This is a genomic window from Clostridium sp. DFI.1.208 (assembly GCF_024463855.1).
In the GTDB taxonomy this organism is placed as follows: Bacteria; Bacillota_I; Bacilli_A; order Erysipelotrichales; family Erysipelotrichaceae; genus Clostridium_AQ.
Genome location: NZ_JANGCA010000003.1, coordinates 1 through 14,359, shown reverse-complemented (window position 1 = coordinate 14,359; position 14,359 = coordinate 1). Strand labels below are relative to the sequence as shown.

16 protein-coding genes are annotated in these 14,359 nt (G+C 43.5%); 10 read left to right on the top strand and 6 right to left on the bottom strand.

Features of this window, described 5'->3' with window-relative positions; all coding sequences use genetic code 11:
• Nucleotides 1-21: 21 nt before the first annotated feature.
• The 4 genes from dcuC to NE665_RS02310 are packed head-to-tail and all read right to left on the bottom strand — an operon-like array spanning nt 22 to nt 3,734.
• Entirely contained in the window at nt 22-1,437 is a 1,416-nt protein-coding gene (gene dcuC / locus NE665_RS02325) for a C4-dicarboxylate transporter DcuC (protein ID WP_117442196.1), read from the bottom strand.
• A 29-nt stretch (nt 1,438-1,466) separates the two neighbouring features.
• The gene (rihC, locus tag NE665_RS02320) at nt 1,467-2,387 is read right to left on the bottom strand and encodes a ribonucleoside hydrolase RihC (RefSeq protein WP_117442197.1); all 921 of its coding nucleotides are present in this window, start codon (nt 2,385-2,387) and stop codon (nt 1,467-1,469) included.
• A gap of 1 nt (nt 2,388) precedes the next feature.
• Nucleotides 2,389-3,306 (bottom strand): ribokinase, encoded by a 918-nt coding sequence (rbsK, locus tag NE665_RS02315; RefSeq protein WP_117442198.1) that lies wholly within the window; start codon nt 3,304-3,306, stop codon nt 2,389-2,391.
• A complete protein-coding gene (locus tag NE665_RS02310) occupies nt 3,303-3,734 on the bottom strand; it encodes a GNAT family N-acetyltransferase (protein ID WP_233104504.1) in 432 nt (143 codons plus the stop codon). Before NE665_RS02310 ends, rbsK begins: the two co-directional genes overlap by 4 nt.
• A gap of 446 nt (nt 3,735-4,180) precedes the next feature.
• On the opposite strand from NE665_RS02310, the gene rapZ reads away from it, so the two are divergent.
• The 6 genes from rapZ (at nt 4,181) to NE665_RS02280 (ending at nt 8,777) form a co-directional block, all read left to right on the top strand.
• A complete protein-coding gene (rapZ, locus tag NE665_RS02305) occupies nt 4,181-5,035 on the top strand; it encodes an RNase adapter RapZ (RefSeq protein ID WP_117442201.1) in 855 nt (284 codons plus the stop codon).
• 4 nt (nt 5,036-5,039) lie between these two features.
• Nucleotides 5,040-5,987, top strand: a complete 948-nt coding sequence (locus NE665_RS02300) for a gluconeogenesis factor YvcK family protein (protein WP_117442202.1) — start codon at nt 5,040-5,042, stop codon at nt 5,985-5,987.
• A gap of 2 nt (nt 5,988-5,989) precedes the next feature.
• A complete protein-coding gene (whiA, locus tag NE665_RS02295; RefSeq protein WP_002606004.1) occupies nt 5,990-6,928 on the top strand; it encodes a DNA-binding protein WhiA in 939 nt (312 codons plus the stop codon).
• Between the two features lie 37 nt (nt 6,929-6,965).
• Nucleotides 6,966-7,520, top strand: a complete 555-nt coding sequence (locus NE665_RS02290; protein WP_117442203.1) for a nuclease — start codon at nt 6,966-6,968, stop codon at nt 7,518-7,520.
• Nucleotides 7,521-7,592: 72 nt separating this feature from the next.
• Nucleotides 7,593-7,859, top strand: a complete 267-nt coding sequence (locus NE665_RS02285) for a hypothetical protein (RefSeq protein ID WP_117442204.1) — start codon at nt 7,593-7,595, stop codon at nt 7,857-7,859.
• Nucleotides 7,860-7,862: 3 nt separating this feature from the next.
• Nucleotides 7,863-8,777 carry a GNAT family N-acetyltransferase gene (locus NE665_RS02280; protein WP_117442205.1) on the top strand — a complete coding sequence of 305 codons (915 nt, stop codon included), beginning with the start codon at nt 7,863-7,865 and terminating at the stop codon, nt 8,775-8,777.
• 219 nt (nt 8,778-8,996) lie between these two features.
• Here NE665_RS02280 and NE665_RS02275 read toward each other — a convergent pair whose 3' ends face one another.
• Nucleotides 8,997-9,563 (bottom strand): hypothetical protein, encoded by a 567-nt coding sequence (locus tag NE665_RS02275; RefSeq protein ID WP_117442206.1) that lies wholly within the window; start codon nt 9,561-9,563, stop codon nt 8,997-8,999.
• Between the two features lie 187 nt (nt 9,564-9,750).
• Between NE665_RS02275 and NE665_RS02270 the strand changes: the two genes are divergently transcribed.
• Genes NE665_RS02270 through yajC form a run of 3 tightly spaced genes read left to right on the top strand, consistent with a single transcriptional unit; the run spans nt 9,751 to nt 11,695 of the window.
• Entirely contained in the window at nt 9,751-10,929 is a 1,179-nt protein-coding gene (locus tag NE665_RS02270; protein WP_117442207.1) for an SIS domain-containing protein, read from the top strand.
• A 17-nt stretch (nt 10,930-10,946) separates the two neighbouring features.
• Entirely contained in the window at nt 10,947-11,375 is a 429-nt protein-coding gene (agaF, locus tag NE665_RS02265; RefSeq protein WP_002605998.1) for a PTS galactosamine/N-acetylgalactosamine transporter subunit IIA, read from the top strand.
• Nucleotides 11,376-11,389: 14 nt separating this feature from the next.
• Nucleotides 11,390-11,695 (top strand): preprotein translocase subunit YajC, encoded by a 306-nt coding sequence (gene yajC / locus NE665_RS02260; RefSeq protein ID WP_117442208.1) that lies wholly within the window; start codon nt 11,390-11,392, stop codon nt 11,693-11,695.
• 480 nt (nt 11,696-12,175) lie between these two features.
• Here the strand turns inward: yajC and NE665_RS02255 are convergent, their stop codons facing one another.
• A complete protein-coding gene (locus NE665_RS02255) occupies nt 12,176-13,348 on the bottom strand; it encodes an AraC family transcriptional regulator (protein ID WP_117442209.1) in 1,173 nt (390 codons plus the stop codon).
• 421 nt (nt 13,349-13,769) lie between these two features.
• Between NE665_RS02255 and agaV the strand changes: the two genes are divergently transcribed.
• The gene (agaV, locus tag NE665_RS02250) at nt 13,770-14,246 is read left to right on the top strand and encodes a PTS N-acetylgalactosamine transporter subunit IIB (RefSeq protein WP_117442210.1); all 477 of its coding nucleotides are present in this window, start codon (nt 13,770-13,772) and stop codon (nt 14,244-14,246) included.
• The last annotated feature ends 113 nt before the right edge of the window (nt 14,247-14,359 follow it).

Sequence of the window (14,359 nt, the reverse complement as noted above, 5' to 3'; positions counted from 1 at the left end):
CTGTAGGGTTTGCTGATGATTTTACAGGAACATGATCATAGATAAAACAAACATGGTAACAACACCGGCAATCATAGGAACAGAGGTGCGCTTAACAATATCCAGTGGATTGGCTTTAATCGTACCGGCAACAATGACAACAACAGCCGCTACAGGGGATACTGCACGCATCAGATTACCACACAGTCCCATTGGGATGGATACGGCAATGGCAGAAATTCCGGCAGCCTCCGCTAGTGGTACCATCAATGGCACCATGGCATAGAACAATGCTGTCCCACTTCCGCTCAGCAGTACAATCAGAATCGTCAATCCCATCAGAATCAATGGCAGTACAAAGCCCATTCCTGATCCCTGAACACCCAGCATGGCTGTCTGTAATGCATTGATCAGACCAATGGAATTCAGACCTAATACAAATACACTAGCTGCAACCAGCAGTGCAACGATTGGCATGGAATTTCCCATTCCCTTGAAGAAATCTTCTGTTTGCTTCAATACCTTTCCACTATCCCTTGTACGAATGATTTCACATACGATAGCAATCAGGAAGGAAAGCAGAGAAGCCACCTCAACACTGATATCAACATTGCTTCCGGTTACGCTGCGAAGAATATAAACAACAATCAGGAGCAGGATTGGGAAGATTGGAAGCAGTGTATAAACAAAGCGATACAATCCGCCTTCCGGAATAGCCTTAACCTCATGAACCTCAACATTTTCTTCCAGCTTAACTGTGTTTTTCTTGTCCATAAACTTCTGCCAGAAAAAGTGTACAACAGCCATAACGATCAGTGTCGGTACGGAAATCATAGCATGGTACTGTATAACATAATCGGTAACACTCATGCCTGCAAATGCCGGATATTTTGCTAGCTCTGTTGCTACGGCAACATTGTCACCGCCAAGAGGTGTTGGCATAACTGTTGCTGTTGTAGCAATGACTGCCGCAGCAGTCAGCGGAGACATGCCGGCCTGACGTAAAACAGGATACAGTGTCGCAAGCAGGATGATCGCAAGGTTGGAAGCACTTGGTATTACCAGAGACAGTACATTTCCAATCAGGAATACAAGCGGAACAAGGATATATACCGATTTGATTTTCTTGATTGGCTTCGTAAGGGTATGAACGGTAACCTCATTTGCACCGATGCTCGTCATATATGCAGAATAGCCGCCCAGAATCAGAATGATGAAGCCGGCTGCCGGAAGCGTACTCTTGAATTGATCAATAACAGCCTTCAGCGGATCCAGTACAGTAAGACCGGTTGATTCAAATTCCTTGATTGCGATTGGATTCCCCATGGCGATTGCGATGTACATCAACACAATACCCATGGCAAACAGTGTGATTTTAATATCCATTTTCTTGATCAGCATGATAACGACAATAATAACGGCGATCAGTGCGGATCCATACATCATGATATCATTCATATGTGTTCTCTCCTTTTATATTTTACATTCTATCTACACTTTTTAATGGCTTCTTTGAACCATGTACGGAATGCAGCTCCGTCGATATCCAGACAAACTGTGGCATTTGGCTCTTTCCCTAAATAGCCCTTCAGATCAACCAGCGTACAGCCGGCCGTCATCGTGCCATGCAGCTCCACATCCAGATACGTTTCCACCGCCTCAAACAGCTCCGGCTTCAACAGATAGGCAATCGCGGTTGCATCATACATTTTCAGCCCGGTGTGAAAGCTTCCCCCGCGGTATTTCTTAAACAGGCAGTATGCCATTTCCCCGGTTTTGTTCATCGTGCGAATTTCTTCACTGTCTTCCGGTAATACCAGAGCCTTTAATCCGACATCCAGCCCAACCATAGTCAGCTTTACACCGCTGTGGAATACCATATGTGCGGCTTCCGGATCCAATGCGATGTTGAACTCCGCCATAACACCCTTGTTGCCGCGACTAGCACTACCTCCCATGAGGACGATTTCACGGATATTCTGCTTCACCTCAGGGTAGGTCTTCAACAGCAGCGCGATATTGGTCAGGGGTGCAATCGGAACCAGAGTTACCGGCTCGCTGCTGTTCATGATGACATTGCGCATAGCATCAACGGCATTTTCCTTTAAGGGCTGCTGTGTCGGCTCTTCAAAATCAAAGCCCTCCATACCGCTTTTTCCGTGTACGCTGCTGGCGTCCTCAAATTCACGAATCAGTGGACGATCAGCACCTACAGCTACCGCAACATCCTCACGCTCGAAGTATTTCAACAGGCGCAGCGCGTTGTAGGTTACTTTATCCAGACCGACATTACCTGCAACGGTTGAAATCAGACGGACATCCAGCTCCTCTGAGAATAATGCAATGGCAATGGCAAGTGCGTCATCAATACCCGGATCGGTATCAATGATGATCGGACGTTTCTTCATATCAGTTTTCCTCCTTGAAGTAGTTCTCTACTTCCGTTTTATATGGGATGGATGTCTGTGCACCTCTGCGTGTTACGGTGAGTGCCGCAACTCTGGTCGCAAATTCCATGGCTTCCTTCATATCCACATCCCTTGACAGGCAGCTGCAGAGTGCTCCGATAAAGGAATCTCCGGCTCCTGTAGTGTCAACGGTTTCCACCTTTTGCGCCGGTACAAACAGATATCGACCAAAGGCGTTGCACATACTGCCGTGTGTTCCAAGCGTGATAAGCGCATCCACACCTCTTGCTTCAAAGCTGTGCATGGCTTCCATGCAGGACTCCTCATCACTTGGATAAATCCCTGTCAACAGCTCGCATTCACTCTGATTTACAACAATCAGATCCAGATGCTCATACACATCACTGTCCAGAACACGGGCAGGTGCGGGATTTAAAATCGTGTACATGCCAGCCTGCTTTGCCTGCTGCAATGCTGTTCTTACCAGGGGGTAATCATTTTCCAGCTGTGTCAGGAAGATATCGTCCTTTTGCGCCAGCTTCTGCAGCATTTCCACGAAGGCCGCTTCCGGCAGCGTATGGTTGGCACCATTTCCTAGAATAATACGGTTATCTCCATGGCTTCGGATAATCATTGCAACGCCACTGGTTTCATGCGCATCACGGAAAACGCCTTCGGTATGAACACCATAACCCTGTAGTGCCTCCAGCAGCTGTTCTCCAAACACATCATTTCCGATATTGGCAATCATATGCGTTTCGGCTCCCAGCTTGGCAGCAGCTACCGCCTGGTTGCCCCCCTTACCACCCGGATTAACAAAGAAATCAGATCCGTTGATGGTCTCCCCGTTCTTTGGAAGATCGACACACTGTATGGTCAGATCCATGTTTAAACTACCTAATACAATCACTTTTTTCATTTTCTCACCTCACAGGGATCATAAAATTTCACCATCCCCGGCCCCATTCCATCGCATGGACGTTCCAGAAAGCCATGCTTTTTATAGAAGGGAACACAGTTTGGTGTGGACATGAGACCGATGTAGGCCCCCTCACAGGCTGCACCTGCAAGATACTCCTGCAGCTTCTGCATCAGAAGATTTCCTATCCGGTTCTTCTGATATTCAGGATCCACCACCACATCCTTGATAAAGAAGGCAATCCTGCCGTCTCCGACGATGCGGGCAATGCCGATGGGACGCTTATCATCAAATACCACAACGGAGTACAGGGAATTGGCAATCGCCGTTTCCACATCCTCTTTCCTGTATTCTTTGAAATCCACTTTCTTACACAAGTCAATGTAGATGGATGCGGTAAGCGCATTATCCTTACAAAGGAACCTCATGTCTTTCATCTCCTTGATAAAACGTTTTATCACGTTTACGAGGGTATAATATCACGGAGTGAAAGCGTTGTCAACAATTTTGATAAAACGTTTTACCATATTGTTATGGCAACATTAAAACGCTTACATGACAACTTGTGGTAAACGCTTTCGGTGCAAGCTTGAAACTACACAAGCAAACAGGAGAACAGCTTTGCTTATGGCTGTTTTACGCTCCCCTGCAATACGCTAAGAAAACCTTTGTAAGCCTGCGGCAGGAAACAGCTCCTGCAGGACAGGCAAAAGACGGGCAGACAGACAAAGCACTACGTGAACGAAAATCGGATATATGTATGTATCTGCTTTTCTCATATGTGCAGAAAGAAAGCACCACATTCTTATATTTTTGTTTAAAAACTGGCGCACACCTGTATGCTGTGGTAAACTTATGATATGAGGTGGTAGCAATGAACGAACAGAACGTAGTATTGATAACAGGAATGTCAGGAGCCGGTAAAACGACAGCCATGGGTATTCTGGAGGATATGGGGTATCACTGCATTGATAATTTCCCCGTGCAGCTGCTGGAATCTCTGGGAAAGATCATCAACGCCAAGCCGGATCCGCGCTACAGCAATATCGCTCTGGCAACGACTGCGATTGATTATCCGAAATTTCTGCAGTATTTTGAGAATATAGATGTAAATGTACGTGTGGTTTTTCTGGACGCATCCAATGAAAAACTGCTGCTGCGCTATAAATTCACAAGACGCCATCACCCGATGATGATGTTCTCCAAAGCGAATACACTGGAGGAGGCCATTGAAGTGGAACGTGATATGTTCAACGCGCTGAATGAGCGTGCGGTTCTTCATATCGACACAACCATGATGGATCAGCATGGCTTGAAAAGTGTGCTGATGGAAAAGCTGTCACTCAACAGCAAGCAGGTCTTCTCGATTTCCTTTGTATCCTTTGGCTTTAAGCATGGTGTACCGATGGATGTAGACCTCGTTTTTGATGTCAGATTTCTGCCAAATCCATATTATATAGAGGAGCTGCGTGAACAGACTGGCGATGATGCTCCGGTCTATGATTATGTCATGAGCTTTGATCAGACGAAGGAATTTATCCGTCATCTGAAAAGCTTTCTGGACTATGTATTCATCCAGTATAAAAATGAAAAGAAAAATCATTTAACCGTGGGAATCGGCTGTACCGGAGGGCACCACCGAAGCGTGTCTGTCACCAACTGGCTGTATTCTCACTATCGGGACCAGTATCATTGCTATAAATCACACAGAGATAAGAAAGTAGGCTGACCGAATGAAAAATGTAGTCGTAATCGGCGGAGGGACTGGTTTATCTGTTATGCTGCGTGGTATGAAGCAGATTGAGAATATCAATCTGACAGCCATTGTCACGGTAGCGGATGACGGGGGAAGCACCGGGCGGATCCGACGTCAGTTTCATATTCCTGCCATGGGGGACGTACGTAATGTCATGTGCGCTATGGCGGAGGAGGAGAGTATCTTTACGTCTCTTATGAACTATCGATTTGACGGAGAATGTGATGATGTCGGCGGACACAATCTGGGAAATCTGATCCTGACCGCTATGACAAAAACAACCGGAAGCTTTATGGAAGCCATCCGTACATTCTCAAAGTTTCTCAACGTAAAGGGACAGATCATTCCTAGCTCACTGCAGGTCATCACCCTGTATGCCGTGATGGAGGATGGAACGATTGTGCGTGGAGAAAGCAATATTCCAAACTTCAACAACCGGATAGAAAAGGTGTTCTATCAGCAGCGTGTGGAGCCGACAAGAGAAGCTCTGCAGGCAATACATGAGGCAGATGTCATCGTATACGGTATCGGAAGTCTGTATACCAGTATTATGCCGAATCTGATCGTTGACGGCGTTGTGGAGCAGCTGCGCAGCAATCCGGTAAAAAAGATTTACTTCTGCAATGCCATGACCCAGCCGGGAGAAACGGATGATTTCACACTGGAGGACCATGTTGCGGCAATACAGAAGCACTCCTTTCCGGAGGCGGTGGATATCGTAATCACGCACAACAACCGTGCCCAGCGTCATATTCTTGAAAAATATAAGGATATGGGAAGTGAACCTGTACGGGTTGCACAGGAGGAGCATTCCTATCAAATTTTATATCGGGATGTGTTGAACTTCGATGATGATCTGATTCGCCATGATTCAAATAAAATTCGGGATGTTCTCGGAGAAATTATAAACAGTAAGGATGAATAGAAATGTCGTTTACAACAGAAGTAAAATCGCAGATTGCGGCCAATGAGCTGCATCCCTGCTGCATGAAAGCGGAGCTGACAGCTGTCTTGCAGATGTGCTCTACGATGAATTTTACATCGGAAGGTATGCATCTGACGGTAAAGACGGAAAATGCCAATACTGCCAAGCGCGTATTTCGCTTTTTGAAGGAGCTGTATCAGGTGGATACACAGCTTTCTGTCATAAAAAAGATGAAGCTGAAGAAAAACAATATCTATGTAATCCGTGTGAAAAACAAGGCGATGGAAATTCTTCGTGATTTGGAAATTATGACAGAGCGCGGACTTCAAAATCATCCCTCCAGCAAGATGGTACGCAAGGAATGCTGTGCAAGAGCATATCTGGCGGGTGCGTTTCTGGCCGGAGGGTCAGTGAATTCTCCAAGCAAATCCAATTACCATCTGGAAATCAGTACCCAGAATGTGGATTTGGCAAAATTCATATGGAAGCTGATGCAGCGCTTTGATCTTCCTGCCAAACAGATCCGGCGTCGGAATCAGGAGGTTGTCTATCTGAAGGCCAGTGATAAAATCAGTGACTTTCTGCGCTGTGTAGGTGCCAGTGATGCGGTATTTACCTTTGAGGACAGTCGGATTCAGCGAGATTTCATGAACTCTTTAACACGGTTGGACAACTGTGAGCTGGCAAATGAAATGAAAAGCATAACGGCCGGAAAAAAACAGCTGGAGGATATCCAGTGGATTGAGACCTATCGTACGCTGGACAGCCTTCCGGAAAAGCTTCAGCATGTCGCATATGCCAGAAAGCAGCTGCCGGAAGCCAGCCTGAATGAGCTGTGTGAATATTGTGCGGAGGAATTCAATGAAACGATATCCAAATCCGGCATGAAGCATCGGCTCGCAAAGCTGCGGGAACTGGCAGATCAGTACCGCAAGGAATAAAATCGAATAGAAAGTGCAGACTATAAAGGGTGATCTTATGAAATTAAGACTATTTATGATGTTTGCACTTTTTCCTTTCCTGCATGCGACGAGCTACTCCGCAAAGCTGGTTAGCTGCACGCAGGATCAGATTGTGTTGAAAAGTCAGGACAGTGAATTCAGAGTATCTCTGTTCAATACGAAAATAACAAAGGAAGAGGGCTGGCAGGAAACCTGTGAGCTGCTGGAGGATGCGAAATCCATCCGCTTTGAAATTGATCCTTCCAGCAAGATCGAAGAGCCGGTTCCCGTATATCTGTTTGCCGATGATAAGCTGGTACAGGAGGAGCTGATGAAGCAGGGGCACGCCTATCCCATGATCCGCAATCCGGAATATACGTATGAAAAGCGTCTGGAAAGTGCCTATGATGCTACACAGACGATGGCAAAGCCTGCCGAAGTAAAAACCAAAAGCCATCCGGCACTTGTCGGTCCGCTGTATTTCGGTGCTGCTGTGCTGCTCTGGCTGCTCATGCTGCTGTATATGCTGCACAGACGCAAAAAGAAGCAGCGGCCTGTGGAAAAAGAACAGACAGAGGCCGAAGCAGGGTAAGTTTTTACGCTTTTACATTCACAGATGTGCGGTTTTATATTATAATGAGAGAAGAAAGCGAGGAAATCGTACATGGATGTTATCATTTATCTACTCTTTATCTGCCTGGTCATTTACATTGTGATAACACTGCTGCCGGTGATATTGCCAATCGTCGCAATCCTTGTGATTGCGTTATCCATACTTATCTGGTATGCCAAGCGAAAGGTCCGCAGGCATATGGAGGAATATGAAACTGAATGGAATCAGCAGCAGGAGGATTACACAACCGGCAACACTTCCAATCTGGATTCCGATGATGTCATTGATGTGGAATTCACAGAACGGGATGATGAGTAACGTATGCTGAGAGATGCAGGGAAGCAGGACAAGGCAGAAATATATGAATTATGGAAGCAGTCGTATCCAAACCAAAACCGCAATTATCTGAATTTTTATTTTAAAAATATATTCGACAAGGGACGCTGTATTGCTCTGGAACAGGATCAGCGCATTATCTCCAGTCTGCAGCTCAATGAGCATATCCTTCGTTTACGCGACAAGCAGCTGAAAATCAGCTACATACTCGGTGTATCCACTTTGCCTGATTACCGCAGGAGAGGACATATGCGCAGACTGATGGAATCGGCGCTTGATGAGGCGGGACATAATCATCTGGTAACACTGATTCGCGGCTTCTACCCAAAGCTGTATGAGCAGTTCGGATTTGAGACCGTGTATGAGAGAAAGCTGTATACGGTTCCCAGAGAATGTCTGCATAAGGTTTCTTTGACAAACATTTCCTATGCGGCCGAGCCGCAGGAGCTGTTACAGGCCTATCAGAATTTTACGAAGCACTTTGATGGCTGCTACGTGCGTGATCGGGAATATTATGTATTACTGCTGAATGAAATTGTGGTTACACAGAAGCAGATGGTGGTATATCGGAACCGACAGGGTGAGGTTTGTGGCTATCTGATTTTCCATAAGAAAAAACAGGAGATTCATGTGGAAGAAGCAGTCTATCTGGAATCTGTCGTATTGATGCGTTTGCTGAAGGCGGCAATCGGCAAGGAGCAGGAAATTCTTGTAGAGGTATCCCAGAGTGAGAAGCTGGAAAAAATATTTCCCCTGCTAATTCCTAAGAAACAGCCGTTCATCATGGCCAGAATCAATAACCCGGAGCTTTTCAACAAGCTTTACAATCTGGAGGTGAAATCCGCTGCCGAGGCCTTTGCTTCTGCACTGCGGCCGCTTTGGATTCATGAATATTATTAAGGATATGCAGCGTGCATATCTTTTTTTGTGAGAATTAGCATGCTGTAGGATGCATAGTTATATGAGGATGATACGATATTGATATCTGCTTGAAAAAGAAGCTATTACGTTAATAAGAAAAGGATATGCATGAAAAAGAAGACGGCAAAGGAGGAGAAGAAAAAGGAGGTTAAAAATTGATAAGAAAAGGATATCCATAAGAGGATATCCGATACTTACTTATTTCTTATCTGTCAGCGAAGGATTGGCCTTCTTATAAAACAAAGCGCGTACCTGAAACAGGGAAACACCAATCGCAAGAATGCCCAATGCAATACACATGGCTTTCATCATATCATCATAACCGCCCTCTGAGAACGGAAGCAGAATGATCAGGATACCAAACAGCAGATAGGCTGCAATCTTCATATAAATCTTCTTCGTTTCCTCACTTGCGGCCGTCAATAAACGTGGCGGGCGTTCCTTTGGCTTAAAATTCGGTATCTGTGACTGTTTTTTCAGGAACAAACGGAATTTTATCTCCATCAGTGCGTAAGCCGCAACACCGATGACGATGGAAAGCAGAGCTCCCAAATCAAAGGAGTAGGCCAGAATACCGCCGATCAGACCTACGATGAAACGGGAACTATACGTTTTGTATTTTGGAATATCGTTCAGAATGTAACCGACATGATCGAAAACATTATAATACACATAGCGGTTGTGATCATCCTTATAGATATGCATGCCGGCAAGCTCTTCACCATTCATGCCTTTTTTCTTCTTATTTACAGCTTTATTAGCCATGTTATCACCTCTAGTCTACATTATATATGGAAACGCTTTTTTCGTCTAGCAAAACAAGAATATAAATTAGCAATAATTTTGTACAAATTAACAACATTTTGCGCACCTCGTTGTTTTTTTATAAACGCTGAGCTATAATGAAATCGTAATGAAAAGGATTTCAAATCCAGAAAAGGAGTGAATGAACATGATCTTTGGAAAAGACACAAAAGAATGGGAAAGTTTAAAAGGAATTTACACGGCAACAGAAATTAACCAGCAGCCGAACACCTGGAAAAAAACCATCAAACAGGTAGAGGAACACAAGGAAGAAATCAAGGCATTTATTGAAAACGTAACAAAGCACGATGACTACGATATCATCCTGACCGGTGCAGGTACCAGTGAATTCGTAGGAAACGCCATTTTCACATACGTGAGCAAGAGAACAAACTATAAAACAAAATCATATGCTACAACAGATATCGTATCAGCTCCGGAAAATTATCTGTCTCAGACAAAACCGACACTGCTGATTTCTTATGGACGCAGTGGAAACTCACCGGAATCTGTAGGTGCAGTTGATGTAGCGGATGAGGTATGCGGTAAGAACCTGTATCACCTGTTCATTACCTGCAATCACGAGGGTGCTCTTTCAAAGGCAGCAGAAAAAAGAGAGAATGCATATGCAATCAATCTGACTCCTGAAACACATGATCAAAGCTTCGCAATGACTTCCAGCTTCTCTAACATGATGCTGGCTACCCTGCTGTGCTTCAGTCTGGACAATCTGGATGAAGTAAAGGCAGAGCTGGAGGATGTTATCAAGGCTGCAGAAAGAATGCTTGCCAACAACTGGGAATTCTTCAAGGATGCCGTTGGTGCATATGACTTCAACCGTATCGTTTACCTTGGTGCAAACTGCCTGAAGGGAATCGCACAGGAATCTCAGCTGAAAATTTTGGAGCTGACTGCCGGACGCGTTGCGACAATGTATGATTCTCCAATGGGATTCCGTCATGGACCAAAATCCATTATCAATGATGATACACTGACCATCGTTTATCTGAGTGATGATGCATATACGCGTCAGTATGAAGTGGACCTGATTAAGGAAATGAGCCCGCAGCGTAAAGGCAACAAGCTGATGGCAATCATGAATAAGCGTGACGAGGAGGTTGCAGGTCTGGTTGATTTTGCATTCTCATTCGATCTGGAGAACGAGCATGAAAACGCATTCCTGGGATTTGATTACATCGTTGCTGCTCAGGTACTTGCATTATTCAAATCTTTATCATATGATATAACTCCGGATAACCCATGTCCTACGGGAGAGGTTAACCGTGTTGTAAAAGGTGTAATTCTGCACCCTTACACAAAAAGATAAGAACGGAGGATACAAATATGATCGGACTAATCGTAACCGGACACGGTAATTTTGCATCCGGACTGACCAGCTCCTTGAAGCTGATTGCCGGAGAACCTAAGAATTATGTAGCAGTAGACTTTCTGGAAAGCTATTCTGTAGATGATCTGGAACGTGAATTAACAAAGGCACTGGACGAACTGAAGGACTGCGAAGGCGTTCTGGTTCTGTCTGACCTTGGTGGAGGCTCTCCATTCAAGACTGCAGTTATGGTAGGATACCCAAGAGGTAATGTTGAGGTTGTTGCCGGAACAAATCTGCCGATGCTGATTGAAGTCAACATGGGACGTCAGTTTGTGGAAGAACTGGGAATGCTGACAGAAATGGCGATGAACACTGGAAAAGATCAGGTTGTTCGTTATGAATTTAAGCCTGTTCAGCAGGAAGAACCAACAGACGGAATCTAAGAGGAAGCTGATTCATGATTGATTGGCATACCATACTCTGGTGCTGCATTACCCTTGGTTTCCTTCTCATCTGCTTTCTGATCATCTATTATATCGTAAGCGCGCGAATGATGAAAAAGAAAAGAGAGGAACTGAAGGATCAGCTCAACCGTATGAAGCCGGGGAAGGATATCCTGTTCGCAGGCGGTATCAGGGGAAAAATAATCCGTGCAAAGGAAGAGTACCTCGATGTTGAAGTGGCAAAGGGGATTGAAATAACAATTTCCAGACTTGCTGTCAACCAGGTGCTGGATAAAAGAAGCTCTTCAAAAACAAAATAATAAGAAAAGTACACAGTTTGAGAGTGAATTGTGTACTTTTTTCTATACATTCTGTAATTCGAGGAAGGATGCTTTCCTATATTTATATAGCTGTTCCTTCCTTGCTCCATAGTCAGTATTAGAATTCTATGAGTTAGTCATAGTTATAGGGAAGAAAGGAATAGACGGTTTCGACTTTGTTTATCCTTTCTGCTTGCGGCCTTCATTTCTGAAAACACAGCAAGTAAGCAGCCGGTGTTATAATCAGAAGAAAACAGTACCATCCATGCTTGAATATTATATCCCCTGTAAGAAAACAGGTATATGGATAGCTTTATGCAAGCAGATAACGAAAAAAGGAAGCTTAAAATCAATAATTTTGGTGTATTGACTTCATTCTTCCTTTTTGCCATTTGCGTATTCTGAGACAGAGTAGAATCAGATAAAGAATTTATGCTTTATGCAGCCTCTTAGGCGTATCACGCATTTCGCAGGCTTTAACTAATTGTAAATAGTCTTCGCATAATCTGTTGGCGTAATACCGAACTGCTGCTTGAATTTCCTTGAGAAATAATGGATGGAGGTGAACCCCATCATACTGGCGATTTCACTGATCGTATAGACACTCTCTTTGATGAGCAGCTTGCTTTTGTTAAGCTTCAGATCGCTGATATACTGTTTTGGTGCAACACCGAGGTTGTTTTTAAAGAGCGTTTGCAGGCTGGAGCGTGATATTGAAAATTTCAGACAGATTTCTTCTATGGTAATCTGTTCATAGATACTGTCATTGATAAAAATCACAATTTCATTCAACAGCTCATTTTCAAAACGCTGCTGCATCGGAGTTGATGCGACCGGAGAACTGGAGAGGAAGTCATATTGCAGAATTTTAATAAGCAGCTCCTTCATATAACAAAGCATCAATTCACTGTCATAGAGCATATCGTTACTGGAGACCTTGATAAAATTGTTTAAAGCATTGTGTATATCACGGTGTGCATTGTAGACACGGTTCGTGACAAGATAGGATTCCGGTATTTCCATATCAAACATGATGGTCAGATAGGAACATGATTTTGCATGACCGGTTTTTTGTGTATGATACTGCCCGGGGGCGTATAAAATAAGATCTAATTCATCCAGCTTATATGTTTCACCGTCGACCGTCGTTTCCAGTTCACCGTTGTCGATAAAGGTCAGCTCCCAGTAATTGTGTTTTTCACCGGGAAAGGTATAGCTGGCATTGCGGACCTGATAATAGTAAGCGAGAATTTCTTTCACCTCGAAGGTCGGTACAATGGGTTCATAGACGATCGGGTTATGATCATATGTTGACATTTGCCTTTTCTTTGCTTTGAAATCCATTTCTACTTCCAGCTTTGCACTGGAGGATATGCATAAAAAATTGAATTTGACACCTTTTCGTATCTTAATATGCCGATGTACTACAAATCGTTCATAGCTTCTGGCAGTATCATCCTTTGTAACTACCAGCATAACGATTCCACTTTGCACACGAACGTAGATATCACTGTTATAGAACATGAAATTATCGAAGCTTTTATCTTTCAGCTTGACGATCGTACGGCTTAGCTTCGGTGTTTGACGCTTTGTGAGCTCATTGACGATTTCACCATATTTATTGAAAATAAAACTTGTTGTTTTATTAAACAAAGCAATCACCCTCTCATTACTATTAGTATATCAAATTCAGTTTTGTTAGAAAAGCAAAAAGGTAGAAAATCAAACAGCTATGAAATCGTTGAAAATCGACCGTATTTATGTAAGTGTTTTCATAAAATAGAAATGGTAATAAAAAAAGATGAATTTTAAATATTTATCACACAATTAACAAAAATCATGGGAATATGTAAAATTTTGATGCCGGTATGTATATTTCTGATAGTTTGCATTATTTACCTGTGAAATCTCTGGAAAATTACTAAAAAGTGCAAAATCACTGATAAAAAGTGTAAAGAATTATGCTATATTTTGACATAGAATCTAAGTGAACTGAAAGGGTTTACTTATCGAATCCACCTCATCAAGGTTCGATAAATTAGTTCATGTCTAATGGTAGAAGGGAGAGAGCAAAATGCCAGATATCGTATTAACAAGAATTGATAACCGTTTGATTCACGGACAGGTTGCAACACAGTGGTGTGGAGTTGTAGGAGCAAATCTTCTGTTAGTAGCCAATGATTCAGTGTCTACAGATGAATTCCGTCAGGGATTGATGAACATGGCTGCACCAGCTTATGCGCAGACACGTTTCTTCTCAATTCAGAAGACAATTGACATTATTGGAAAAGCAAGTCCAGCACAGCACATTGCAATAATCTGTGAAACTCCACAGGATGTACTGAGATTAGTAGAAGGTGGAGTACCAATCAAGAAAGTCAATATCGGAAACATGCACATGGCAGATGGTAAACGTCAGGTAGCCACTTCTGTTGCTGTGGATGATAACGATGTTGCAACGTTTCAAAAACTGAAGGACTTGGGCGTAGAGCTGGAAATTAAACGTGTTCCAGATACACCTTCAGAAAACGTCGATAAATTATTCAAATAACAATTTGCTTACAATTATCTTTAATAATCTGAAAGGAGAAACAACATGGATGTAAATATTATTCAGGCTTTACTGGTATTCGTTGTTGCCTTCATTATGGGTATTGACCAGTT